At 48.9% G+C, this 24,565-nt stretch carries 20 protein-coding genes and 1 pseudogene; 10 read left to right on the top strand and 11 right to left on the bottom strand.

Annotated features, from left to right (window positions below; all coding sequences use genetic code 11):
- Position 1 precedes the first annotated feature (1 nt).
- From BZG81_RS12865 to BZG81_RS12850, 4 genes and pseudogenes are all read left to right on the top strand, one after another.
- Positions 2-964, top strand: coding sequence for an ABC transporter permease (locus BZG81_RS12865; protein ID WP_021022383.1), 963 nt, complete (start codon positions 2-4; stop codon positions 962-964).
- Complete coding sequence (sapC, locus tag BZG81_RS12860; RefSeq protein ID WP_077677566.1) at positions 951-1,838, top strand: putrescine export ABC transporter permease SapC; 888 nt, start codon at positions 951-953, stop codon at positions 1,836-1,838. Before BZG81_RS12865 ends, sapC begins: the two co-directional genes overlap by 14 nt.
- Positions 1,838-2,845 (top strand): peptide ABC transporter ATP-binding protein, encoded by a 1,008-nt coding sequence (locus BZG81_RS12855; protein ID WP_077677565.1) that lies wholly within the window; start codon positions 1,838-1,840, stop codon positions 2,843-2,845. The genes sapC and BZG81_RS12855 overlap by 1 nt, the downstream gene beginning before the upstream one ends.
- Before the next feature lie 97 nt (positions 2,846-2,942).
- A pseudogene (locus BZG81_RS12850) lies at positions 2,943-3,644 on the top strand (peptide ABC transporter ATP-binding protein); the annotation flags it as partial.
- Positions 3,645-3,803: 159 nt separating this feature from the next.
- Here the strand turns inward: BZG81_RS12850 and pyrF are convergent.
- The 9 genes from pyrF to gyrA form a co-directional block, all read right to left on the bottom strand.
- Positions 3,804-4,502, bottom strand: coding sequence for an orotidine-5'-phosphate decarboxylase (gene pyrF / locus BZG81_RS12845; RefSeq protein WP_077460211.1), 699 nt, complete (start codon positions 4,500-4,502; stop codon positions 3,804-3,806).
- An 87-nt stretch (positions 4,503-4,589) separates the two neighbouring features.
- Entirely contained in the window at positions 4,590-5,759 is a 1,170-nt protein-coding gene (lapB, locus tag BZG81_RS12840; protein ID WP_021022388.1) for a lipopolysaccharide assembly protein LapB, read from the bottom strand.
- 3 nt (positions 5,760-5,762) lie between these two features.
- A complete protein-coding gene (locus tag BZG81_RS12835) occupies positions 5,763-6,050 on the bottom strand; it encodes a LapA family protein (RefSeq protein WP_021022389.1) in 288 nt (95 codons plus the stop codon).
- A gap of 299 nt (positions 6,051-6,349) precedes the next feature.
- Complete coding sequence (gene ihfB, locus BZG81_RS12830; protein WP_021022390.1) at positions 6,350-6,634, bottom strand: integration host factor subunit beta; 285 nt, start codon at positions 6,632-6,634, stop codon at positions 6,350-6,352.
- 72 nt (positions 6,635-6,706) lie between these two features.
- On the bottom strand, positions 6,707-8,377 hold the full coding sequence (rpsA, locus tag BZG81_RS12825) for a 30S ribosomal protein S1 (protein ID WP_021022391.1): 1,671 nt from the start codon (positions 8,375-8,377) through the stop codon (positions 6,707-6,709).
- Positions 8,378-8,480: 103 nt separating this feature from the next.
- On the bottom strand, positions 8,481-9,164 hold the full coding sequence (gene cmk, locus BZG81_RS12820) for a (d)CMP kinase (protein ID WP_077460208.1): 684 nt from the start codon (positions 9,162-9,164) through the stop codon (positions 8,481-8,483).
- A gap of 221 nt (positions 9,165-9,385) precedes the next feature.
- The gene (gene aroA, locus BZG81_RS12815; RefSeq protein WP_077677564.1) at positions 9,386-10,669 is read right to left on the bottom strand and encodes a 3-phosphoshikimate 1-carboxyvinyltransferase; all 1,284 of its coding nucleotides are present in this window, start codon (positions 10,667-10,669) and stop codon (positions 9,386-9,388) included.
- A 158-nt stretch (positions 10,670-10,827) separates the two neighbouring features.
- Positions 10,828-11,910, bottom strand: coding sequence for a 3-phosphoserine/phosphohydroxythreonine transaminase (gene serC, locus BZG81_RS12810; protein ID WP_077575840.1), 1,083 nt, complete (start codon positions 11,908-11,910; stop codon positions 10,828-10,830).
- Positions 11,911-12,174: 264 nt separating this feature from the next.
- The gene (gene gyrA, locus BZG81_RS12805; RefSeq protein WP_077677563.1) at positions 12,175-14,853 is read right to left on the bottom strand and encodes a DNA topoisomerase (ATP-hydrolyzing) subunit A; all 2,679 of its coding nucleotides are present in this window, start codon (positions 14,851-14,853) and stop codon (positions 12,175-12,177) included.
- A 310-nt stretch (positions 14,854-15,163) separates the two neighbouring features.
- Here gyrA and ubiG point away from each other — a divergent pair, with 310 nt between their 5' ends.
- The 5 genes from ubiG to yfaE all read left to right on the top strand — a co-directional run bounded on the left by ubiG (position 15,164) and on the right by yfaE (position 20,714).
- Positions 15,164-15,874, top strand: coding sequence for a bifunctional 2-polyprenyl-6-hydroxyphenol methylase/3-demethylubiquinol 3-O-methyltransferase UbiG (gene ubiG / locus BZG81_RS12800; protein ID WP_021022396.1), 711 nt, complete (start codon positions 15,164-15,166; stop codon positions 15,872-15,874).
- A 25-nt stretch (positions 15,875-15,899) separates the two neighbouring features.
- Positions 15,900-16,556, top strand: a complete 657-nt coding sequence (gene gph / locus BZG81_RS12795; protein ID WP_077677562.1) for a phosphoglycolate phosphatase — start codon at positions 15,900-15,902, stop codon at positions 16,554-16,556.
- A gap of 395 nt (positions 16,557-16,951) precedes the next feature.
- Positions 16,952-19,240 carry a class 1a ribonucleoside-diphosphate reductase subunit alpha gene (nrdA, locus tag BZG81_RS12790; RefSeq protein ID WP_077460203.1) on the top strand — a complete coding sequence of 763 codons (2,289 nt, stop codon included), beginning with the start codon at positions 16,952-16,954 and terminating at the stop codon, positions 19,238-19,240.
- A gap of 53 nt (positions 19,241-19,293) precedes the next feature.
- Positions 19,294-20,427, top strand: coding sequence for a class Ia ribonucleoside-diphosphate reductase subunit beta (nrdB, locus tag BZG81_RS12785; protein ID WP_021022399.1), 1,134 nt, complete (start codon positions 19,294-19,296; stop codon positions 20,425-20,427).
- Positions 20,424-20,714, top strand: a complete 291-nt coding sequence (gene yfaE, locus BZG81_RS12780; RefSeq protein ID WP_021022400.1) for a class I ribonucleotide reductase maintenance protein YfaE — start codon at positions 20,424-20,426, stop codon at positions 20,712-20,714. The genes nrdB and yfaE overlap by 4 nt, the downstream gene beginning before the upstream one ends.
- Positions 20,715-20,761: 47 nt before the next feature.
- Here the strand turns inward: yfaE and BZG81_RS12775 are convergent, their stop codons facing one another.
- Complete coding sequence (locus tag BZG81_RS12775; protein WP_236719548.1) at positions 20,762-22,015, bottom strand: CinA family nicotinamide mononucleotide deamidase-related protein; 1,254 nt, start codon at positions 22,013-22,015, stop codon at positions 20,762-20,764.
- A gap of 537 nt (positions 22,016-22,552) precedes the next feature.
- Between BZG81_RS12775 and tyrP the strand changes: the two genes are divergently transcribed.
- Positions 22,553-23,725, top strand: a complete 1,173-nt coding sequence (tyrP, locus tag BZG81_RS12770; protein WP_021022402.1) for a tyrosine transporter TyrP — start codon at positions 22,553-22,555, stop codon at positions 23,723-23,725.
- A 62-nt stretch (positions 23,726-23,787) separates the two neighbouring features.
- Here the strand turns inward: tyrP and BZG81_RS12765 are convergent, their stop codons facing one another.
- Positions 23,788-24,513 (bottom strand): sulfite exporter TauE/SafE family protein, encoded by a 726-nt coding sequence (locus BZG81_RS12765; protein WP_077460202.1) that lies wholly within the window; start codon positions 24,511-24,513, stop codon positions 23,788-23,790.
- Positions 24,514-24,565 lie beyond the last annotated feature (52 nt).

The raw sequence follows: 24,565 nt of genomic DNA, 5'->3' as shown, positions 1-24,565 counted from the left end.
CATGCTGATTTATACCTTACGACGCTTCAACTTATTTTTGATTACCTTGGTGATCCTCACCTTGGTCGCTTATAACATCATTTTATTGTCGCCTGATTCAGGATGGCACCAATATGACTATTGGTTAGGGTGGGTTTATTATCTACGCCAACTCATTGATGGAAACCTAGGGCTTGCGGCTAACGGGGAGCCAGTGGTCAATATTCTTGCCCATGTCGCACCGGCGACTTTAGAGCTCTGTATTTCCGCGCTGGTCATTAGCGTGATGGTCGGCGTACCGCTCGGCACGCTCGCTGGGCTGCGTAGCCAAGGCCCCACTGATAAAGTGATTTCATCCCTCGCCGTCGTGGTATTTTCGATTCCGACATTCTGGTTAGCCATCTTACTGATTATGGTGTTCTCACTCGACTTACAATGGTTCCCCGTATCAGGCCGCTACAACCTTTTGTATGAGATTCCGCATATTTCTGGGTTTGCGTTAGTCGATTTATGGCTCTCGGATTTACCGCTCCAGGGAAAAGTCGCGACCGATATTATGCGTCATCTTGCTCTCCCGACACTGACGCTTGCCGTGGTTCCGACAACTGAAATTATTAAGATGGTCAGAAACTCAATGGCCTATGTGATGAGTCAGAATTACATTAAAGCCGCGGCCACTAAAGGGCTATCGAAAACCGAGATTGTGCTTCGGCATGGAATGAAAAACGCGATTCCGCCTATTATTCCCAATTTTGGATTATTGGTTTCCACCATGGTGACCTTTGTGATTATTGTCGAATCTGTATTTAACTGGCCAGGCATTGGGCGTTGGTTACTCGATGCGCTCCTTGTCAAAGACTATACCTCTGTACAGGCGGGCGTACTTGCGATTGGTGGGTTTGTCTTATTGATTAATATTGTCTCCGATGTGCTAGGGGCGTTTATGAATCCGCTGGTAAGGAAGAAATGGTATGCCCTCAAATAGTGTCTACGTTGAACAGCATATTCCCACTCAGTTTGAGCGGACTTGGACTGCCTTTCGCCGCAATAAGTTAGCTGTGATTGGGTTTTGGTGTCTAGCCGGGCTTCTCTTAGTGACCCTCTTTGCACCCTTGCTCGCCCCTTGGAGCCCGCAACATCAAACGGGTCAGCTTTTGATGCCGCCCTCTTGGGTGCAGTCTGGGCAGATTGAGTTTTTTCTCGGCACAGATGATTTGAGCCGCGACATGCTATCGCGCTTAATTGCCGGCTCTCGCTTAACCTTTGGATTGGCGCTGATAACGGCATTAACCGCGTCGTTGGTCGGCATCGCTATTGGTGTGCTGGCAGGCATGACCAAGGGCCTGAAGTCCAGTGTGTTAAACCACATTCTTGACAGCATTCTTTCCATCCCTTCGCTGCTATTGGCGATCATTGTGGTCGCCTTTCTCGGTGTCGGTGAAACCCAGATATTGCTCGCGATTTGGTTGTCACTGATCCCTCGAATTATTCGTGCGGTGTATACCGCGGTCCACGATGAAATAGAGAAAGATTACATCATCGCCGCACGCTTGGATGGCGCGAATAATATCTATCTGTTACACCATTCTATTTTGCCGAATATTGTCACCGTATTGAGTACTGAAGTAACCCGTGCAATCTCGGTCGCGATCTTGGATGTTGCCGCGCYGGGTTTTCTGGGATTAGGGGCTCAACCCCCAGCCCCCGAATGGGGCGCTATGCTCGGTGATTCCATTGAGCYTATTTTTACCGCCCCCTGGACAGTGACTCTGCCCGGCATAGCCATTGCGTTTAGCGTATTGGTTGTTAACCTTGTCGGTGAGGGCGTCAGCCAAGCCATCAACGCAGGAACTGAATAATGCCGTTATTAGATATTCGACACCTAACCATCGAAATTGAAACGCCTCAAGGGATGGTGAAAGCGGTTGATAGAATGAGCCTGACCATTAATGACGGTGAAATTCGTGGCCTGGTAGGAGAATCGGGCTCAGGCAAAAGCTTGGTCGCTAAGGCCATTTGCGGTGTGACCAAAGATCAATGGCATGTCAGCGCCGACCGTTTGAGGCTGGGCAATATTGATTTACTGGAGCTACCAGCCAGAGAGCGCCGCCACGTAGTGGGTAAAGRTATTGCGATGATCTTTCAAGAGCCATCGACCTGTCTTGRCCCCTCTGAAGTGGTGGGCCATCAGCTTGAAGAAGCGATTCCTCCCGCGTCGTTTTCTGGCAGTTGGTGGCAGCGTTTAAACTGGCGTAAACAGCATTCCATCGCCCTACTCCATAAGGTTGGGATAAAAGATCATCGGCGGGTGATGGACAGCTATCCTTACGAGCTCACCGATGGCGAATGTCAAAAGGTGATGATTGCAATGGCGATCGCTAACCGCCCTCGATTATTAATTGCCGATGAACCAACCAATGATTTGGATCCCATCACGCAAGCACAAATTTTCCGACTGCTCAGCCGCACCAATCAGCTGTCGAACACGACCATTTTGTTGATTAGTCATGATCTGACTTTGGTTACGCGTTGGGCGGATAGAATTACCGTGATGTATTGTGGCCAGTCTGTGGAGTCGGGAAACCGAGAGCAAATACTCACCACGCCCCATCATCCATATACAGACGCATTATTACGGACCATGCCGGATTTTAGCCGCGAGATCCCGCATAAAAGCAAACTAGAAACTCTGCCTGGCTCAATACCGCCATTACAACATTTACCTATTGGTTGCCGACTTGGCCCGCGCTGCCCTTATGCGCAGCGTAAATGCGTAGAAGTACCGCGAACCGAGAAAGTGAAAAACCATAAATTTGCCTGTCATTTCCCGCTCAACATGGAGAACAAGCATGGCCGCTCTTCTTGAAATTGATGGGCTATCGAAAGACTATCATCACCGGTCTGGTTGGCTAAAAAAGCGCGTCACCCATGCGGTGAAGCCGGTGTCCTTTTCATTGGATGTCGGCGAGACAATTGCATTTGTCGGGGAAAATGGCTCAGGTAAGTCAACCTTAGCACGAATGATTGCTGGCGTGATTGAACCGACCGCGGGACAAATCCGCGTTAATGGCGATCCGCTCCGCTATAAAGATTATCAAACACGCTGCAAGCTCATACGGATGATCTTTCAAGACCCGAATACCTCGCTGAACCCACGCAACCAAATTGGACAAATATTGGAAGGGCCTTTGCGTCGAAATACCAATATGACACCCCAAGAGCGTGGGAAACGGATTAAAGACACCTTATTACGGGTCGGGCTAATCCCGGAACACGCTTATTTTTATCCGCAAATGCTTGCTACCGGTCAAAAGCAACGTGTTTCGCTTGCAAGGGCGTTAATTTTGCAACCCAGTGTGATTGTTGCCGATGAGGCATTAAATGGCTTGGATATGTCAATGCGATCGCAGATCATCAACCTGCTGCTCGAGCTACAAGAAGAAATGGGGTTATCTTATGTTTATGTGTCGCAACACATGGGCGTGATTAAACATGTGACGGATAAGTTGATGGTGATGCAAAAAGGCGAAGTGGTTGAATCGGGCGATACCGCCTCACTGTTTGCTAACCCACAGCATAGCCTCACCCAAAGGCTTATCGATAGCCACTTTACCGCTCCGGTATTAGACAGGCGCTCTCGCAAATCCTCAGGTGCACGACCGTAATACAAGCATGAGCGGCCGGCTCTGTCCGCCGCTCATGCTTTCCTTGCTTGATGCTTCTCTGTTAGTGCTTTCTCTTTGAATGCTTTCTCTGTTGGTGCTTTATCTGTTAGTGCGTTATCTGTTAGTGCCTTCTCTAGTAAGACTTAGATAGCTGGCACATCAAGTGCGTAGGGATTGATTAATCGTATGTAACACAGCGGCTGGATCGGCAGCTTGGGTGACAGGTCGACCAATGACAAGGTAATTCGAACCTGCATTTACCGCTTCTTCTGGCGTCATAATTCGGCGCTGATCGCCTGCGGCACTGCCAGCCGGACGGATCCCTGGAGTCACCAACTTAAAGGTGTCACCACACTGCGCTTTAAGCAAACTGGCTTCTTGTGCTGAACACACCACACCATCCAAACCCGACTGTTGCGTCAGCTTGGCAAGATGCTGCACCTGCGCTTGTGGTGAGCGTTGTACCCCAATTTGGCGTAAATCCGCATCCGTCATGCTGGTCAACACGGTGACACCGATAAGCAATGGGCGGTTGCCTCCATATGGTTCAAGCGCCTCGCGTGCTGCACTCATCATGCGCTCGCCTCCTGATGCATGCACATTGACCATCCACACGCCTAGCTCTGCCGCAGCCGCTACAGCACGGGCACAGGTATTGGGGATATCATGAAACTTGAGGTCGAGAAAGACGTCGTGTCCGCCTGCATGAAGCTGTTTGACAAGCGCTGGGCCAAACAAGGTAAACATTTCCTTGCCCACTTTTAAACGGCATGAACCTGGCTCGATTTTATCCGCAAAGGCTAACGCTTGGTTCATATCTGCATAATCAAGTGCCACGATGACTTTTGGGTCGTGCATGTTGTTTCCTCGTTCCTCGTTGAATGCTTATAAACGGCATAATGCCGCACTAACCGATAAAAAAACGGCGATGCCTAAGCATCGCCATTACTCCCCATCAAGCCCTCGAATTGGCTTGATAGCGCCCCAGCTTTTGCAAGATGGGCATTGCCAATAAAGCGCATGCGTGGAAAAACCACATTTACGACATCGGTAATGAGGCTTCACTTTCATTTGTTCAGCGACCAAGCCTTTTAAGGTGTTCAAGCTTGCTTTTGCTCGCCCTTCCTCGGCTTGCTCAACATGGTATTCCATTAACTTATAAAAGCCGCGCATGGTCGGATTACGCGTAAGTTGGCGCGTAAGAAAACTCTGCGCCATAGCGATATTCTCGTTGCTGCCAATCACTTCAGAGAGCATTAGCTCGGCGCTGACGCCTGCATTCTTTTCAATACATTCTTTTAAAAAACGCACCAACTGCATCTCTCGTCCCAAGGCGCGATAGCTTTCTGCAAGCAAAGGTAGCGCTTCACTGACAAAATCAGCATCCTGCTCTAAGATGTTCTCGAGCTGTTTGAGCGCCCCTTTGTAATCTTCATGCTGAATGTCGAGTCTTGCCAATTTTAAGCTCGCTCGGACACAGCTTTTATCGTAAGACAAAGCACGACGTAACAATTGCCGTGCCTTGTGCTCATCACCCTCAGCGAGTTGCTGCATCGCAAGCTCACAGTGGAAATGTGCGATATCTTTACGCAGCTTATGTTTGCCCATTTTGACCAGCTTCGCTGCGGTATCGATTGCTTGCTCCCATTCTCGCGTTTGTTGCGAAATAGCAAGTAATTGCTGCAGGGCAAATTCGCGATAATCGGGCTCATCAACCAGCTCTGCAAAGATTTTCTCGGCGCGATCAAAAAAGCCGGCAACCATATAATCTTTAGCGAGCTGCTGCATCGCGAGGTTGCGCTGATCTAAGGTGAGATTGGGCCGAGCGATTAGGTTTTGATGAATTCGGATTGCCCGGTCGACTTCACCCCGAGAGCGAAAAAGGTTGCCCAACGCCAGGTGAGTATCAATGGTTTCGTTATCGACCTGCAAAAGCTCGATAAATAAGTCGACCGCTTTATCTGATTGCTCAGACAGCAGCAAATTGAGCCCCGCCACATATTGGCGAGACAAATGATGGGACTGTTCTTGCCGTCGATGACGAGCATTCCTGTTACCCATGTACCAGCCGTAACCGGCGGCAATCGGGAGTAACAGAAACAACAGCTCTAGCATGAATTATTGTTCCTTAAGCGGGTCCGTACGCAACTTATCAAGTTCTTTGCGTTGCTTTTCCACCTGTTTACGTAGTCCTCGAGCCGTCATTCGGGCTTTGAGATATAGTGCGCCGCAAACGAGCCAGCCAATGCCAAACCCGATGACAAAGACAATACCCAAGATGACGGATAAACGAAACTCACCCTGAGCGATTAAATAGTTAAAATTGACCACAGCTTGGTTTTGCGCTCCTAGCGCCAAGGCGATCAAAAAGCATAATACCAGAAACAGAATGCCGAGTATTTTCACAAGTATTCCCTCATTGCGAAAGGCCGAATGCCCGATCAGTTATGGTAGATAGACAAAGTGCGAGGCACCTGCCATTGTGAACATTGACGCTTGATTTCAATACCAAACGTCGTCGTTACCCTTCCCCTAGCTTACGCTTTATTCAGGCTAAGGTTAATCCGAATAACAACGTGTCGTCGTAGGTATAAGATCTTACACAGGAGGTATGATTATGCAGGAAATTCGTCACGCAAGCTATGATCAGCGGACATAAAAAAACGGCATACTTGCAGCATGCCGTTTTTTTCAGCGTCTATCGATTAACCATAAATGTTAACGCGATCACGAAGTTCCTTACCAGGTTTAAAGTGAGGGACGTACTTGCCGTCTAACTCGACCTTTTCGCCTGTTTTAGGATTACGCCCCACACGAGGCGCGCGATAATGTAGTGAGAAACTACCAAAACCACGGATTTCGATACGATCACCGCTTTCTAGTGTGCTTGCCATATGCTCAAGGATTTCCTTGATGGCATCCTCTACCTGCTTCGCAGATAGATGGGTTTGTTGACTACAGAGTCTTTCAATCAACTCAGATTTGGTCATAAACACCCCGCTTTAGTATGTTTCTCAACAGTATAAGTGCAGAGGGGGAAAATTTCCCCCTCAACGTATACATTATTCGCTTTTCGCTGCTTTAAACGCGTCAGCCATAGCGTTGCCGATAGAACCTTCTTCGGTTTTGTTCAGGCTCGCTACTGCTTCTTGCTCGTCAGCTTCGTCTTTCAGACGGACAGACAGGTTAAGAACGCGGTTCTTACGGTCAACACCGGTGAACTTCGCTTCAACACTGTCGCCAACTGAAAGCACTTGCGTCGCGTCTTCAACACGGTCACGCGATGCTTCAGAAGCACGCAGATAACCTTCAACACCTTCTGCTAGCTCAACCGTTGCGCCTTTCGCGTCAACAGCAGTTACCGTACCATTAACGATAGCACCTTTTTTGTTGGCTGCCAGGTAGTTGTTGAATGGGTCTTCTTCCATCTGCTTGATGCCGAGTGAGATGCGCTCACGCTCTGCGTCAACCTGAAGAACCACTGCTGAGATCTCGTCGCCTTTCTTGTATTCGCGAACGGCTTCTTCGCCTGTTGCGTTCCAAGAAATGTCAGACAAGTGAACCAGACCGTCGATGCCGCCGTCTAGACCGATGAAGATACCGAAGTCAGTGATTGACTTGATCTTACCAGTAACGCGGTCGCCTTTGTTCTGAGTTTCAGCGAATTGCTGCCATGGGTTGGCTTTACACTGTTTCAGACCTAGGCTGATACGACGACGCTCTTCGTCGATGTCCAGAACCATAACTTCAACTTCGTCACCCACGTTAACCACTTTAGATGGGTGGATGTTTTTGTTGGTCCAGTCCATTTCAGACACGTGTACCAAACCTTCAACGCCTTCTTCGATTTCAACGAAGCAGCCGTAGTCAGTTAGGTTAGTTACACGACCAGTCAGCTTGTGACCTTCTGGGTAACGGTTAGCAATGGCTACCCATGGATCTTCACCCAGTTGTTTCAGACCAAGTGATACACGAGTACGCTCACGATCAAACTTCAGAACTTTAACGTTGATTTCGTCACCAACATTAACGATTTCTGATGGGTGCTTAACGCGCTTCCACGCCATATCAGTGATGTGAAGCAGGCCATCAACGCCGCCCAGATCAACGAACGCACCGTAGTCAGTCAGGTTCTTAACGATACCTTTAACTTCCATGCCTTCTTGCAGAGAAGCTAGCAGCTCGTCACGCTCAACGCTGTTTTCTGACTCGATAACCGCACGACGAGAAACAACAACGTTGTTGCGCTTCTGGTCAAGCTTGATTACTTTGAACTCGAGCTCTTTGCCTTCCAGGTGAGAAGTGTCACGTACTGGACGAACGTCAACCAGTGAACCCGGTAGGAACGCACGGATGCCGTTCAGTTCTACGGTGAAACCACCTTTCACTTTACCGTTAATAACACCGTTAACGGTTTCAGCTTCTTCGTACGCTTTTTCTAGCTGGATCCAAGCTTCGTGACGCTTAGCTTTCTCACGAGAAAGCTGAGTTTCACCGAAACCATCTTCCACTGCGTCCAGGGCTACATCGACTTCACCGCCTACTTCAATTTCAAGTTCGCCAGCAGCGTTCTTGAATTGGTCAGCCGGAATGGACGATTCAGATTTCAGGCCTGCGTCAACCAGAACGAAACCGTTCTCGATAGCAACAACAGTACCCTTAACAATAGAACCTGGGCGAGTTTCGATTTCTTTTAGAGACTCTTCAAAGAGTTGAGCAAAAGATTCAGTCATTATATTTAAAATCTTCAATTTGATAAACGTCCACGGGTATCCTACCGCATGGGGTTGTAAAATATGTCAGCTATCATCCTTGCAGCTAACGGTTATAGACTGCTTATGCAGCCGATAATTTGCTTTCAATAAACGCTAACGCCTGCTCGATCACCTCGTCAATCGATAACGAGGTAGAATCTAGCTCTAAGGCGTCAGACGCAGGGCGCAATGGTGCCACCGCTCGGTTGCGATCGCGATCATCACGCTCTTGAATTTCACTTAAAAGTTGCTCAAAGGTAACATTAACCCCTTTACCTTGCAACTGGTGCTGACGGCGACGCGCGCGTTCTTCTGCACTGGCATCCAAAAAGATTTTAGCCGCCGCTTTCGGGAACACGACCGTTCCCATATCACGTCCGTCAGCAATCAACCCCGGCTCACCAACAAAGGCGCGCTGGCGGCGTAATAATGCTTCACGAACCCGGGGTAACGCAGCCACTTTTGAGGCTTGGTTGCCTACCTGCTCGGTCCGCAAGGTCCCGGACACATCTTCGCCTTCCAGGATCACTTTCACCAAGTCTCCTTCGGCCAAAAACTGCACGTCTAAGTTGGCGGCCAGTGGCACCAGTGCTTCTTCAGATTCGGTATCAACGTCATGATGAATCGCTGCGAGAGCCAGTACCCGATAGATAGCTCCTGAGTCGAGCAGGTGCCAACCGAGCTTTTCAGCCAGTCGCATACATAGGGTTCCTTTTCCTGCACCGCTTGGTCCATCTACTGTAATGACAGGCGCCTGTATCGGCATAAATCTCTCCACGTTGGTCTCGATCGCTCAACGCGCCCGTTTTGTCGCATCATGCTTGTTAGTCACATGATGCTTGTTAGTCGCATCAGGCTTTGCTTGCATCACGCTTTAACGAAAACGGGCGGTTGTATAATTCGGTGCACATTATAGAAGAAATGGACAAGGAAATCATTGCTGCTGACTCAATATCAGCAGCAATAAAAAACCCTCACGCTTTATCATCAGTCAGCGCTGATCGCCGCTAGCTTGTCGAAGTAATCAGGAAAGGTTTTTGAGGTGCAACCCGGGTCATTGATGGTAACGGGCGTATCACTGAGTGCCACCAGCGAAAAACACATCGCCATGCGATGATCGTCATACGTGTCGATTGCCGCATGCTTAAGTTGCTTAGGTGGCTCAACATACAGATAATCGTCACCTTCTTCGACCACGGCGCCGAGTTTTTTCAACTCCGTTGCCATGGCATAAAGTCGATCGGTTTCTTTGACTCGCCAATTATACACGTTACGAATGCGCGTCGGTCCGTTTGCGAATAACGCCGCAACACCAATGGTCATCGCGGCATCGGGAATATGGTTAAAATCCATATCCACGCCTTGTAGCGTATTGCGGCGCGCTAACACGTAATCGTCGCCCCACTCTATGTCCGCGCCCATTGCGGCTAGCGCATCGGCAAACTGGATATCACCTTGCACACTTTTCCGTCCAATGCCTGTGACCTTAACTTCACCGCCTTTGATTGCCGCGGCCGCAAGAAAATAAGAGGCAGACGATGCATCGCCTTCAACCATAAAATGTCCAGGCGAGCGATAGTGCTGACCAGCCGGCACGACAAAGCGCTGATAGTTGTCGTTTTGCACCTCGACGCCAAATTGCGCCATGATAGCAAGGGTAATATCAATGTAAGGCTTAGAGACCAAATCGCCTTTGATAGTAATACGCGTTTCTTGGCGCGCAAACGGAGCAGCCATCAGCAGCGCGGTCAGAAATTGGCTGGAGATACTGCCATCGATGTTGACATCACCGCCAGCTAACCCTGTGCCTTTGATGCGCAATGGCGGGTAACCTTCGGCCTCGAGATAACGGACATCGGCGCCGATCGCATTGAGCGCGTCGACCAAGTGACCAATCGGGCGTTCTTTCATTCTTGGTTCGCCAGTCAAGGTCACCTCGCCTTTACCCAGGCACAGTGCCGCAGTTAAAGGCCGCATCGCTGTGCCGGCATTGCCCAAAAATAGCTCAAGCGGGGTGTCGACCTGAAAAGCTTGTCCCAGCCCTTCTACCACACATTCGGTGCGATCCGAAGACAGTTGATACGACACACCTAACGCGGTAAATGCATTAAGCATATGCCGAATGTCATCACTATCGAGTAGGTTGGTCAATCGTGTGGTGCCTGACGCTAACGCGGCAAGCAGCAAGGCGCGATTAGWCACGCTTTTCGAGCCAGGTAGGTTAATTTGACCATTAACATGAGAGATGGGGGAAAGTGTCAGTTGCTCCATTCTGGTTTATATCCGTGATGCTTAGTGTCTCCAGAGTAACCAAAATACAAGCGGTCTCACAATTATTATTTTTATCAAAGTGTCGAGAAGGGAAATAAAAAGACCGCTTTCACGACAAAAGCGGTCTTTTTCGATAAATCTTACCTGGACACGGTGAATCAGCCGTGCGTTTTCTCAAACTCATGCATAAAGTCCACGAGGGCTTGCACCCCTTCTAGTGGCATCGCGTTATAAATAGACGCTCGCATCCCACCCACGTCACGGTGGCCTTTGAGTGCATGTAGGCCTTGCGCTGTCGCTTCCGCGAGGAAGGTTTCATCCAGCTCACTATTGGCCAGTTGAAACGGCACATTCATCAATGATCGGTTGTCAGGATGAATCTGGTTCCGGTACAAGCTTGACTGGTCTATGGCATCGTATAGCAACGCCGCTTTTTGTTGGTTACGCGCGTACACCGCTTCAATACCACCTTGTTGTTTTAACCACTTAAACACTTCAGCCGCAAGATACCAGCCAAAGGTCGGTGGTGTGTTAAACATGGAGTCTTTATCGGCCAATACTTTGTAATTGAGCACACTTGGCAATACATCTTTTGCCAAGCCCAGTAAGTCATCACGCACGATAACCAATGTGAGTCCAGCAGGGCCAATATTCTTCTGTGCACCCGCATAAATAACACCATATTGAGACACGTCGATCGGACGTGATAAAATGGTCGATGACATGTCGGCGACAATCGGCTTATGGGTGTCGGGCAGATCGTTAATTTCAATGCCATCAATGGTTTCATTCGGGCAAAAATGCACATACGCAGCGTCACTACTGAGCAACCAATCTTTGGCTGGCGAGATAGCTCGCTTACCGTCACGCTCGCGTCGAACGTTAATCACATTCGGGGTGCAATAGCGCTTTGCTTCTTTGACGGCACTCTCGGCCCAATAACCACCATCAACGTAATCAGCAATGGTATGGTTGCCCATGAGGTTCATGGGTACTGCGGCAAATTGCGCACGTGCGCCACCTTGGCAAAATAGAATGTGATAATTCTCTGGAATAACCAGCAGTTCTCGCAGATCCTGCTCAGACTGGCGAGCTAAAGATAAAAATGCCTCACTGCGATGCGAAACTTCCATTACTGACGTGCCAAGGCCTTGCCAGTTCATGAATTCTTTTTGGGCTTTAAGCATGACCTCACGCGGCAGCATCGCCGGGCCAGCTGAAAAGTTATAGACGTTATCCATGTTGGGGAGGGGCTCCTGCTTTTTGTCATCTCCCGCGTCCGTTGGACGGCAAGACTACTCGTTGTTTTAAAAAGACGTTTTAAGCCGTTCGTTTTAAAAGGCGTGTGATTGATTTAACACGTTTCACGCACATTTTGAAAGCACCAAGGCACATTCCACCCTGATTTCTTGGCACGCCTGGATATTTTTAGCGCTACCCAATCAATAGGCAATAAAAAAGGGCGCAGTTCACTGCACCCTTTTTAATCTTACACCGAGTCACGATTAGGTGTTTGAATCCTCATCCGACGCTGGCGCGTCGTCTTGATCATCATTCACCGTAGGTGAAACATCCTCGTCCGACGTGTCGACACCCTCTGATTTATGGGTCGCAGCAGCTTCATTCGCCAGCGCTTCCATTTCTTCTTCATCAGGCTCTTCAATGCGCTGTAGGCCAACTACTTTCTCGTCATCGCTGACGCGGATCAGACGAACACCTTGGGTATTTCGACCCACTTGGCTCACTTCTTCGGCGCGAGTACGTACTAGTGTGCCCGCATTGGTGATCATCATCAGCTCGTCGCCTTCACACACCTGAATGGCACTAACGACATCACCGTTACGCTCGGAGACTTTGATCGATACCACCCCTTTGGTTGCACGACTCTTGGTCGGATATTCATCCAAAGCAGTGCGTTTACCAAAGCCGTTTTCGGTGACGGTTAGGATCTCAGCGCCGGCTTGCGGGATAATCAGCGAGACAACTTGGTCATTCTCGGCCAATCGAATACCTCGCACCCCTGCAGCGGTACGACCCATTGCACGCACGGTGTCATTTGAGGCGACAAACCGCACGACTTTACCGAATTGCGAGAACAACATGACTTCGCTGCTATCGTCGGTGAGCTGCGCGCCAATCAGACTATCGTTGTCACGTAAGTTCACCGCAATAATACCGGCGCTACGTGGACGACTAAAGTCAGTCAACGGCGTTTTCTTCACCGTGCCGTGTGCGGTTGCCATAAAGACATACTTGTCTTCCTCGTACTCACGCACCGGTAGAATAGCGGTAATTCGCTCACCGTCTTCAAGCGGGAGTAGGTTAACAATCGGCTTACCACGGGCATTACGTGACGCATGCGGCAATTGATACACTTTCAGCCAGTACATGCGGCCACGGGTGGAGAAGCATAAGATGGTGTCGTGGGTGTTTGCCACCAATAGACGCTCGATGAAGTCTTCATCTTTCATGCGCGTCGCCGATTTGCCTTTACCACCACGACGTTGCGCGTCATAGTCACTCAACGCTTGGTACTTGACGTACCCGTCGTGTGACCACGTCACTACCACATCTTCTTGGTTGATCAGATCTTCGATATCAATGTCGGCACTTGCCGCAGTGATCTCAGTTAGACGTTTATCACCATAGCTATCACGCACCGCTTCCAGCTCTTCACGGATGACCTCCATCAAGCGCTCAGTGCTCGCTAAGATGTGTAATAGCTCCGCGATTTGCTCTAGAAGCCCTTTGTACTCGTCTAAGATCTTTTCGTGCTCAAGCCCAGTAAGCTTGTGCAAACGCAGATCCAAGATCGCTTGCGCTTGTTGCTCAGTGAGATAGTAAGACCCATCGTTGCGGGCACCAAATTCTGCCGCGAGCCACTCTGGACGGGCATTTTCGCCCCCAACCGCTTCAAGCATTGCCGATACGCCACCGAGTTTCCAACCTTGGTCTTGTAACTCTTGCTTGGCAACAGCAGGTGTTGGTGCTTGACGAATCAGTTCAATCACTTCATCGATGTTGGCAAGCGCGACCGCGAGCCCTTCCAAGATATGGGCACGATCGCGCGCTTTACGTAATTCGTAAACCGTTCGACGTGTGACCACTTCGCGGCGGTGATTGACAAAGCATTTCAACATTTCTTTCAAGTTGAAAAGCTTCGGCTGGTTGTTGTCCAGCGCCACCATGTTGATACCGAACGATGTCTGCAATTGCGTTTGCGCGTAAAGGTTGTTTAGAACCACTTCCGCAACCGCATCGCGGCGACATTCGATGACAATCCGCATGCCATCTTTATCCGACTCATCACGCAGTGCAGAAATACCATCGATTTTTTTGTCTTTTACCAACTCGGCGATTTTTTCAATCAAACGCGCTTTGTTGACTTGGTAAGGGATCTCGTTAACAACGATGGTCTCTTTACCATTTTTTTCTGTTTCGATATCCGCTTTGGCACGTAAGTAAACTTTACCACGGCCCGTTTTGTAAGCGTCTTCAATCCCTTTACGGCCATTGATCATTGCCGCGGTTGGAAAGTCAGGGCCTGGGATATAGTCCATCAACTCGTCGATGGTAATATCTTCGTTATCGATGTAAGCCAGACAACCATTAACCACTTCGGTTAAGTTGTGAGGTGGGATGTTGGTTGCCATCCCGACCGCAATCCCTGATCCACCGTTGACGAGCAGGTTAGGTACGCGTGTTGGCAACACATCCGGGATTTGTTCAGTGCCATCGTAGTTTGGCACATAATCCACGGTTTCTTTATCAAGATCGGCGAGCAGTTCATGGGCAATTTTTGCCATGCGCACTTCGGTGTAACGCATCGCCGCCGCAGAATCGCCGTCAATAGAACCGAAGTTACCTTGACCATCTACCAACCTGTAGCGTAGCGAGAATGACTGCGCCATTCGCACAATGGTGTCGTAAACCGCACTATCACCGTGTGGGTGATACTTACCGATCACATCACCGACCACACGGGCCGATTTCTTATATGGCTTGTTCCAGTCGTTGCCTAGTACGTTCATCGCGAATAATACGCGGCGGTGTACTGGCTTTAGGCCATCACGCACGTCAGGAAGAGCTCGGCCAACAATGACGGACATTGCATAGTCGAGGTATGAGCTTTTCAGCTCCTCTTCGATATTGACTGGCGTGATCTCTTTAGCAAGATCGCTCATGGAGCCAACATCCCTCAAAATAATGTTTGCGTATTCAAATACGTGACTACGGAGAATAACACAAAGCCTTCTACGAGACACGTGAATATGGCCAAGATGTATCACGGATCTCGTTAGTAGACGCTCTGAATGCGTCTATACGGATAAAAACCCACCACTTCCGTATCTGGCTATGCATTTTTAAGAATATAAGCCCACAAGGTGTCTGAGCGCGCTGGCCTGATGTATCACGTCGCGCTGATAGATAGGCTTCTTTTTATCGTGTTGGATTTCGCTATAATGCAGCAAAACCGATAAGGAAGCTGTAGTTATGACTCAGGTATCAAATGTCGATCCGGCAGAAATTCAAAAGTTTGAAGACATGGCATCACGTTGGTGGGATTTAGAGGGTGAGTTTAAGCCTCTACACCAAATCAATCCTCTGCGTCTTGACTATGTGATGGCCAAAGCCGGTGGACTATTTGGTAAGAAGGTGCTCGATGTCGGCTGCGGTGGCGGGATCCTTGCAGAAAGCATGGCGCAAGAAGGCGCCGACGTCACCGGCTTAGATATGGGTAAAGAGCCACTCACCGTTGCCCGACTCCACGCGCTTGAAGCGGGCGTCGATGTTCAATACATCCAATCAACAGCCGAAGAACACGCCAGTAGCTTTGTCCAGCAATACGATGTAGTGACATGTATGGAGATGCTAGAGCATGTCCCTGAGCCCGCCTCTGTCATTCACGCCTGTGCCCAAATGGTTAAACCGGGTGGCCATGTCTTTTTCTCAACCTTAAATCGCAATACAAAATCCTGGCTATTTGCAATTGTCGGTGCCGAGCACATTCTGAAGTTAGTCCCGAAAGGCACCCACGAGCATCATAAATTTATTCGGCCCTCAGAGCTGATGACAATGATTGATAACACCTCGCTTAATGCCCAAGATATGACTGGGTTGCACTATAATCCGTTTTTCGACACCTATAAGCTGTCGAATACCAATGTCGATGTGAATTATCTCGTTCATACTCAGGCCCCCTAACCGACTGAAAAGGAAGCAAGCTGGCATGACTCCGTCGACCATCCTCTTTGATCTTGATGGCACCCTGCTCGATACTGCGCCCGATATGGGTGAAGCTGCGAATCGTGTTTTAGCCGAATTTGATCTGCCGCCTTTGACCGCGGAGCAAATATACACCCACACCAGTTTTGGGGCGCGAGGGCTGCTCACGGCCGGATTTGGCGAGCAAGCAAAACATCAAGATCCTATCGCCTTACGTGCGCGCTTTCTTTATCATTATCGCCAAGCGATTTGCCAAGGGACGCAGGTGTATCCAGGTATTGATGCACTGCTGGATAAGTTGGCGCATTTAGCGATGCGTTGGGGCATTGTGACCAATAAGCCTGAAGGGCTCACTCATCAGTTACTCGACCACTTTCCGCGTCTGCAAGCGGCACAAGTGATTGTGGGTGCCGATACTTATGCGCACGCTAAGCCGCATCCATTACCTCTTTTAGAAGCGGCCAAAACGCTTGATTGTGCGCCAGAGTGCTGCTTCTACGTCGGAGATATCGAAAATGATACTCGGGCGGCTCATGCAGCGAATATGAAGTCGATTGTTGCTGGCTGGGGATATGTGGGTGATCCGGCGCTAATTAGCAATTGGGAAGCAGATCATATTTTTACCACACCAACACAGCTTAGCGCCTTTCTTGGATCCTAGTCACACCCCACATTTTGTGGGGTTTGCTGACTTTTCAATCAGTTAAAACCGATCACTGATCATGACTAAGATCAACCAAAATAAATTTTTTTTATTGCTAATTTTTGCCTTTCAGTGATTGAAATTTTCATTAATCTTGGCGGCCTTGAGCCAGTAGGTTGGTAGTTACTAACTTTAAGGATAACATCCCCAAGATATCCACACCCTAAGGCCGTCAGATTGGCTTGCAAAAGTGCGCCTATATCACTATCTTGTAACCGACTTACACGCCGACCCCTATATATAGTGTATGAACGACGCAACGTCCGCATAGAGGCCGACCAAAAAATCATCAGCATTTTATAAGAACTTGCAAAAAGAGCAGTTTGGCAAGGAAATATTGGGAAAGCATACAAATGAACCAAGAAATTACCGTATTAAAGCGTGATGGACGCAAAGAAAACTTAAACCTCGACAAAATCCATCGCGTTGTGACTTGGGCTGCCGAAGGCCTCTCAAACGTTTCCGTTTCTCTGGTTGAGATGCGCTCTCACATCCAGTTTTACGATGGCATGCGCACTGAAGATATCCACGAGACAATCATCAAAGCCGCTGCCGACCTTATCTCTGAAGAAAGCCCGGATTATCAATATCTCGCGGCGCGTTTGGCTGTCTTCCATTTACGTAAAAAAGCCTATGGCCAATTCGAGCCACCTAAGCTGGTTGATCATGTAAAAGGCATGGTTGAGAAAGGCAAATACGATAAACACATTTTGGAAGACTACAGCCTCGAAGAGCTCGAGACCCTGGATGGCTATCTCGATCACTGGCGTGATATGAACTTCTCGTATGCGGCCGTCAAACAGCTGGAAGGTAAATACCTGGTACAAAACCGTGTCACCGGTGAGATTTACGAGAGCGCGCAGTTCTTGTACATGATGGTCGCTGCCTGTTTGTTTGCCTCTTATCCCAAAGAAACGCGTCTTGACTATATTCGCCGCTTCTACAATGCCGCGTCGCAGTTTAAAATTTCGCTGCCAACGCCGATTATGTCAGGCGTACGGACACCAACACGCCAGTTTAGCTCTTGCGTGCTGATTGAGTGTGACGACAGCTTGGATTCAATCAATGCGACGTCCAGTGCCATTGTTCGCTACGTGTCACAGCGCGCAGGGATTGGCATTAACGCAGGCCGCATTCGTGCACTGGGTAGCCCTATTCGTGGCGGTGAAGCTTTCCACACCGGCTGTATCCCTTTTTATAAGTATTTCCAAACCGCGGTGAAATGTTGCTCACAAGGTGGCGTACGTGGTGGTGCAGCGACTTTGTTCTACCCGATGTGGCACCGTGAAGTTGAATCGCTGCTGGTATTGAAAAATAACCGAGGCGTCGAAGAGAACCGTGTCCGCCATATGGACTACGGGGTACAAATTAACAAGCTGATGTACACCCGTTTGCTTAAAGGTGGCAACATTTCGTTGTTCTCACCATCAGATGTGCCAGGGCTCTATGACGCATTCTTTGAAAACCAAGAAGAATTTGAGCGTCTGTATACCCAGTACGAAGCAGATGAATCAATCCAGCGTGAAACCGTTAAAGCCGTGGATTTGTTCTCACTGATGATGCAAGAGCGTGCGTCAACAGGCCGTATTTACATTCAAAATGTGGATCATTGCAATACGCATAGCCCGTTTGATCCATCTGTTGCGCCGATTCGTCAGTCGAACCTGTGTCTGGAGATTGCCCTCCCCACTAAGCCACTGAATAATGTTGAAGACGAGAACGGTGAAATTGCACTGTGTACCCTCTCGGCCTTTAACCTGGGTGCGCTTGAATCACTCGATGAGTTGGGTGAGCTGGCTGAATTGACCATTCGTGCACTGGATGCGTTGTTGGATTACCAAGACTATCCATTGCCCGCCGCACGTAAAGCGACTATGAACCGTCGTACGCTCGGTGTGGGTGTCATTAACTTCGCATACCACCTGGCTAAACATGGCGTGCGTTATTCGGATGGCAGTGCGAATGGCCTCACGCATCGTACCTTTGAAGCCATCCAATACCACTTATTGCGTGCATCGGTAGAGCTGGCGAAAGAGAAAGGCGCATGTCCAGCCTTTAATGAAACCACCTATGCACAGGGCATTCTCCCTATTGATACGTATAAAAAAGATTTGGACGCGATTTGCGACGAACCGCTTCATCTGGATTGGGAAACCCTACGTAAGGATATTCAAACCCATGGTTTGCGTAACTCGACCCTGACAGCGCTGATGCCGTCTGAGACGTCTTCGCAAATCTCAAATGCCACCAATGGCATTGAGCCACCGCGTGGTTTTGTCTCGGTCAAAGCATCAAAAGATGGCATCTTGAAGCAGGTGGTACCGGAGTATGATAAATATAAAAATAACTACGAACTGCTCTGGAACATTGGTAGCAATGAGGGTTACTTACAGTTAGTGGGGATCATGCAAAAATTCGTTGACCAAGCGATTTCTGCCAACACCAATTATGATCCGAGCCGACATGCAAGCGGTAAAGTTCCTATGAACCAACTGCTTAAAGATCTGCTCACAGCTTATAAATTAGGGGTAAAAACCCTGTATTATCACAACACCCGTGATGGCGCGACGGACGGTCAATCCGACTCAAGCGCGGCACAAGCTGCCGATGATGATTGTGCCGGCGGCGCATGTAAGATCTAACACAATATGCGAAGGGCCCCACCCGGGCCCTTTTCTAGAGGTTAATAAGATTCATGGCTTACAGTACGTTTTCTAAAATTAACAACGATCCGCTTAAAGAACCGATGTTCTTGGGCCAATCGGTCAACGTTGCCCGTTATGACCAGCAAAAATATGAGATTTTTGAAAAGCTGATCGAAAAGCAGCTGTCTTTCTTTTGGCGCCCAGAAGAAGTCGATGTATCAAGCGACCGTATTGACTACAACAAGCTACCTGAACATGAAAAACATATTTTCATCAGTAACTTGAAGTATCAAACATTATTGGATTCTATCCAAGGTCGTAGCCCAAATGTGGCACTGCTTCCATTGGTGTCCATTCCGGAGCTAGAGACCTGGATTGAAACGTGGAGTTTCTCAGAAACCATTCATTCGCGCTCTTACACACATATCATTCGTAATATTGTCGCTGATCCAGCGGTTGTCTTTGACGACATTGTGATGAATGAACACATTCAAAAGCGCGCCGAAGATATTGCGCAGTATTACGACGATCTTATTCAACTAAGCAACTACTATCATCAGCTTGGTGAAGGCACACACACCATTAACGGTCATACCGTCACCGTGAGCTTGCGTGCCCTAAAACGTCAGTTGTATTTGTGTTTAATGTCAGTGAATGCACTTGAAGCGATTCGTTTCTACGTCAGCTTTGCCTGTTCGTTTGCGTTTGCCGAGCGCGAATTAATGGAAGGTAACGCCAAGATCATTAAATTTATCGCGCGTGACGAAGCGCTGCACCTGACCGGCACACAACATATGCTCAATATTCTGCGGAGCGGTCAGGACGATCCTGAAATGGCTGAGATCGCAAAAGAATGCGAGCAAGAATGCTTTGATCTGTTTAAAAAAGCCGCCGAGCAAGAGAAGGATTGGGCCGAGTATCTATTCCGTGATGGCTCCATGATTGGGTTGAACAAAGACATCTTGTGTCAATACGTGGAATACATTACCAACCTGCGTATGTCCGCTGTTGGCCTCGCTCCCGCGTACGACGATGCAACCCAAAACCCCATTCCTTGGATTAATGCATGGTTGTCATCGGATAACGTGCAAGTTGCCCCACAAGAAGCGGAGATTAGCTCCTACTTGGTTGGACAGATCGACAATGAAGTCAGCGTTGAAGACTTCGGTGATTTTGAACTATGACCCGTATCACTATCGATGTGAATGGCGTGGAGGTGGGTGGCAACACCCACCAAAACTTGCTTGAACAACTCGAAAATGCTGGCATTCAGCCTGAATATCAGTGCCGAAGTGGTCTGTGTGGTGCGTGTCGCTGTAAACTTAATCAAGGTTCGGTCACTCAACACGATGCCATGGCTTTCGTGATGCCCGGGGAAATCCTTGCCTGTCAAAGTGCTCCACAAACTAACGTCTCAATTGTCTTTGACTACCAACCGGCATGCATTAAAAAACAAGTGAACGAGGCGTGACCGACAGTCACTGCCTCGTGGCGTGTTCTTCTTTTCTGTAACTTTCTCTACGCTAGTGTCTGTGCATCGATAAAAATGTCGTCGTGGCGAGTTAAGGATGCATAATCCGCAATAACGGCTTCTCCACTAAGATAACGCCGTAGCATGTCTAATAAGACCGTCGCCATGTAACAACGTGCATCGTCATTTGAAAGGTGTCGCTTAAAACTAAGCCGCTGCCCCCATTCACCTTCTGGGGTAGAAATCGCCACACATATCTGGCCGTGAAGCTCAGGTCCGCAAGCAAGTCCGATTTGACGCTGTCCTGGCGACGTCGTCGCACTTGCCATCGCTAATGACGCGGCTAAGGGATTAGCGACCGCTTGCTCTGGCACATGCGCATTCGACATTACCCACCCCTGCTCAACCAGATGTGCCGCCTGACCGTTTAAAGTGCTCGCCAGCCAACCACCAGTGAATTGTTCCGCAACTTTTAACACCACACCGTGATGATTGATATCCGCAGCTAATGCCGCCGTCATCGGCTCAGAAAAGGACACGACATAGTCCGCAAGACGATGCCGTAACGCGTCCAGAACCGCATCTTTTTCAACATGATCCGCCTCGATGAATAACTTAACTTCAATAAACGGCAAGCTGGAGCGATACCCGAGTGTTGCACTATTGGGAAGCACTAACGATGCCATCACATCGCTTATCCCCGACTCTGACAGCCCAAATGTAAATAAACGGTAACACGATCGCGCTTTGGCTGGGTAATTGTGTAACAACTCAGGAAGAATTTGCTGTTCAACCATTGAGAAAAACTCAGAAGGCACTCCGGGCGTAAAGTAAAAGTGACATCCGTTGAGCTCACAGTGAAAGCCACAAGCAGTGCCTTTGGGGTTATCAATTAACCTTGCGCCTTCTGGCAGCATCGCCTGCTTGAGGTTACTTTGGGCCATCGGCCGGCCTCGACGCTCAAACCGCTGTTTTAACTCGTCTAACCACGCTTCATTGAGGGTTAACTCTACCCCCATCGCAGCAGCCATGGCCGCCGTGGTTAAATCATCCGTGGTCGGTCCTAATCCGCCATTTACGATCACGACCTCTTCCGTTTGTGACAGGCGTACAAGCTCAATCGCCATATCATCAAGTTCATCGCCGATAGTCACACGACGAGACATCGCCAGCCCGTTTTCAAATAATACTCTTGAAAGCCAGGCGGCGTTGGTATCGGTAATATCACCCAGCAATACCTCTTCACCTGTCGAGAGCATTGCGATCCGTGGCAATGGGGTTTCATGTTGTTGTTTGTCCACCTTGCCGCTCCTTGTTGTCGCGATCATCCGACCTTGATTATGACATTAGACGGCACAATGCACTACCCCACCCTTATCGTACACTTTATTTTACAACACCGTACCTGTAACATTACACAAAGCCGTTTTTTTATCTGTCTAGACGATGCACAATACGAATAAATTCAGGTTATCTTTTGTGCGAACACAACAATTAACTATTTATTAACATTGGTTAAACATNGGTATCGGTAATATCACCCAGCAATACCTCTTCACCTGTCGAGGGCATTGCGATCCGTGGCAATGGGGTTTCATGTTGTTGTTTGTCCACCTTGCCGCTCCTTGTTGTCGCGATCATCCGACCTTGATTATGACATTAGACGGCACAATGCACTACCCCACCCTTATCGTACACTTTATTTTACAACACCGTACCTGTAACATTACACAAAGCCGTTTTTTATCTGTCTAGACGATGCACAATACGAATAAATTCAGGTTATCTTTTGTGCGAACACAACAATTAACTATTTATTAACATTGGTTAAACATAATATGAATAAAGTACTCGGAAGTTCGCTCATTATTGCGGGCACAACCATTGGCGCCGGTATGCTGGCGTTGCCTCTTGCCTCTGCCGGCATCGGGTTTGGCGCATCGATGGCACTCATGGGTGCGATGTGGGCCTTAATGACCTATACCGCCTTACTGATGTTAGAAGTGCATCAGTTCGCAGAGGCCGACGCGACATTGCACAGTTTAGCGAAACAGTTTTTGGGGAATAAAGGAAAATGGCTGGCGTCGTTTGCGATGCTCTTTTTATTCTACTCACTTTGTGCCGCATATATTGCAGGTGGGGGCAGCCAATTAAATGAAAAGCTGGCGCAATGGTCGGCCATTGAGCTACCACCTGCGGCAGGCGCCGTTTTATTTACGCTGGTTTTCGGTCTTGTGGTGACATTGGGCACCAGTAAAGTGGATTTAATTAACCGCGGGTTATTCACCATTAAGTTATTATTCTTAATCTTGGCCTTAACCCTACTGACGCCTCATGTCTCTAGCATTAACTTAGTCGAAATGCCCGTTGAACGAGGTTTGCTGGTTGCCGCGTTACCGGTCATTTTCACGTCTTTTGGCTTCCACGGCAGTATTCCTTCTATTGTGCGATACGTCGGGATCGACTTACCCTCGCTAAGAAAGGTCATGATTGTTGGCTCTACCCTTCCGTTGGCCTTGTATATCTTTTGGCAAGTAGCCAGTCTCGGGACGGTGGCACAGTCTACCTTGGTACAAAACGGTGAACTGTCCCAGTTTGTGGCAATTATCCAATCAGTGGTTCAACAAGACTATATCGCTTCAAGCATCTCACTGTTCGCCGATTTAGCACTAGCTACGTCTTTTCTCGGCGTCAGTTTAGGCTTGTTTGACTTTATCTCCGACAGCTTTAACCGCCAAGATAGCGTGCGCGGGCGCTTACAAACAGCGGCTATTACCTACCTCCCACCGTTGGTCTTTGCGCTGTATTATCCGCAGGGTTTTATCACAGCGTTAGGATACGCTGCGATCGCACTCGTCATTCTTGCCGTGGTACTCCCGGTTTTGATGGTGCGCAAGGCACGCCAGACGGTCTCAACTGACGAGCACTATCAAGTCATTGGCGGTAATCTTGGATTGAGCCTGGCAATGGTCGGCGGTATCACGGTTGTCGCGGCGCAATTTATCGGATAACACACCGAGGGCCGACCTTGATTCACACCATCGGTCGCCCCCACGCTAATGGGGTGCGACCTTTAAGCACCGATAAGTCCGCGCGCCAATGTACTTATCCCCGCCAATGTACAGAGTATTAGCATCGCTCGGCGAACAAATTGCGGTTTAACACGTGGCGCAATACGGTAAGCCAACCAGGTCGCCAGCAATACGGCAGGAACGGCAAATGCCGCTTGTTTGACATGCCACCAGGTTAGATAATCGGTCGCGCTCAAGGCGATTAAAGACAAAATGCAGCTCACAACAAAGTAGCCTGCCAAACAGGCGCGCATTTTATTCACCTCTGCATGCTGTAACACAAGCGCCATCGGTGGACCACCGATACTGGTCGTTGTTCCCATGACTCCCGACGTAAACCCAGCGATAAAAAAGTTACGCCGGTTGGGGGCAATATTAAAGCGCATCACACTGGCAAACACAGCGAGCAAGACGGCAGCACCTATAATAATTTCAAGCATTTGTGTTGTGACTACCAACATGATCCCGCCCGCAACCGCGGTGCCTGGCACTCGGCCGAAGTACGCCCAACTCAAATCACGAAAAGACAACTGATGACGATATTGCCAAGCGTTAATACTGGCTAATGTCAGCCCCACCATCGAAATTGTCGTTGGTACCAATTTCGGATCAATCATCAATAAAAGCGGCGCCGCTACGATCGCCATTCCAAAGCCAATCAAACTCTGCACAAAGCACCCTAACCCTAAGATCAGAGCCACCGCAATCGACACACCAATATCTGGCATAATAAAGTTTCTTCACATTAAACTATTTACCGCCAGTGTACCCATTTTCAGT

Source organism: Salinivibrio sp. MA607 (genome assembly GCF_001996245.1).
In the GTDB taxonomy this organism is placed as follows: Bacteria; Pseudomonadota; Gammaproteobacteria; order Enterobacterales; family Vibrionaceae; genus Salinivibrio; species Salinivibrio costicola.
The sequence above is the reverse complement of the archived record's forward strand: the minus strand, read 5'-3'. Positions and strand labels throughout refer to the sequence as shown.

Excerpts from the sequence above, each read along its gene's own strand:
- BZG81_RS12865 (WP_021022383.1), top strand. The coding sequence starts at position 2 with ATGCTGATTTATACCTTACGACGCTTCAACTTATTTTTGATTACCTTG.
- pyrF (WP_077460211.1), bottom strand. The coding sequence starts at position 4,502 with ATGCACGACCCAAAAGTCATCGTGGCACTTGATTATGCAGATATGAAC.
- lapB (WP_021022388.1), bottom strand. The coding sequence starts at position 5,759 with ATGCTAGAGCTGTTGTTTCTGTTACTCCCGATTGCCGCCGGTTACGGC.
- ihfB (WP_021022390.1), bottom strand. The coding sequence starts at position 6,634 with ATGACCAAATCTGAGTTGATTGAAAGACTCTGTAGTCAACAAACCCAT.
- rpsA (WP_021022391.1), bottom strand. The coding sequence starts at position 8,377 with ATGACTGAATCTTTTGCTCAACTCTTTGAAGAGTCTCTAAAAGAAATC.
- cmk (WP_077460208.1), bottom strand. The coding sequence starts at position 9,164 with ATGCCGATACAGGCGCCTGTCATTACAGTAGATGGACCAAGCGGTGCA.
- serC (WP_077575840.1), bottom strand. The coding sequence starts at position 11,910 with ATGGATAACGTCTATAACTTTTCAGCTGGCCCGGCGATGCTGCCGCGT.
- gyrA (WP_077677563.1), bottom strand. The coding sequence starts at position 14,853 with ATGAGCGATCTTGCTAAAGAGATCACGCCAGTCAATATCGAAGAGGAG.
- ubiG (WP_021022396.1), top strand. The coding sequence starts at position 15,164 with ATGACTCAGGTATCAAATGTCGATCCGGCAGAAATTCAAAAGTTTGAA.
- gph (WP_077677562.1), top strand. The coding sequence starts at position 15,900 with ATGACTCCGTCGACCATCCTCTTTGATCTTGATGGCACCCTGCTCGAT.
- nrdA (WP_077460203.1), top strand. The coding sequence starts at position 16,952 with ATGAACCAAGAAATTACCGTATTAAAGCGTGATGGACGCAAAGAAAAC.
- nrdB (WP_021022399.1), top strand. The coding sequence starts at position 19,294 with ATGGCTTACAGTACGTTTTCTAAAATTAACAACGATCCGCTTAAAGAA.
- yfaE (WP_021022400.1), top strand. The coding sequence starts at position 20,424 with ATGACCCGTATCACTATCGATGTGAATGGCGTGGAGGTGGGTGGCAAC.
- tyrP (WP_021022402.1), top strand. The coding sequence starts at position 22,553 with ATGAATAAAGTACTCGGAAGTTCGCTCATTATTGCGGGCACAACCATT.
- BZG81_RS12765 (WP_077460202.1), bottom strand. The coding sequence starts at position 24,513 with ATGCCAGATATTGGTGTGTCGATTGCGGTGGCTCTGATCTTAGGGTTA.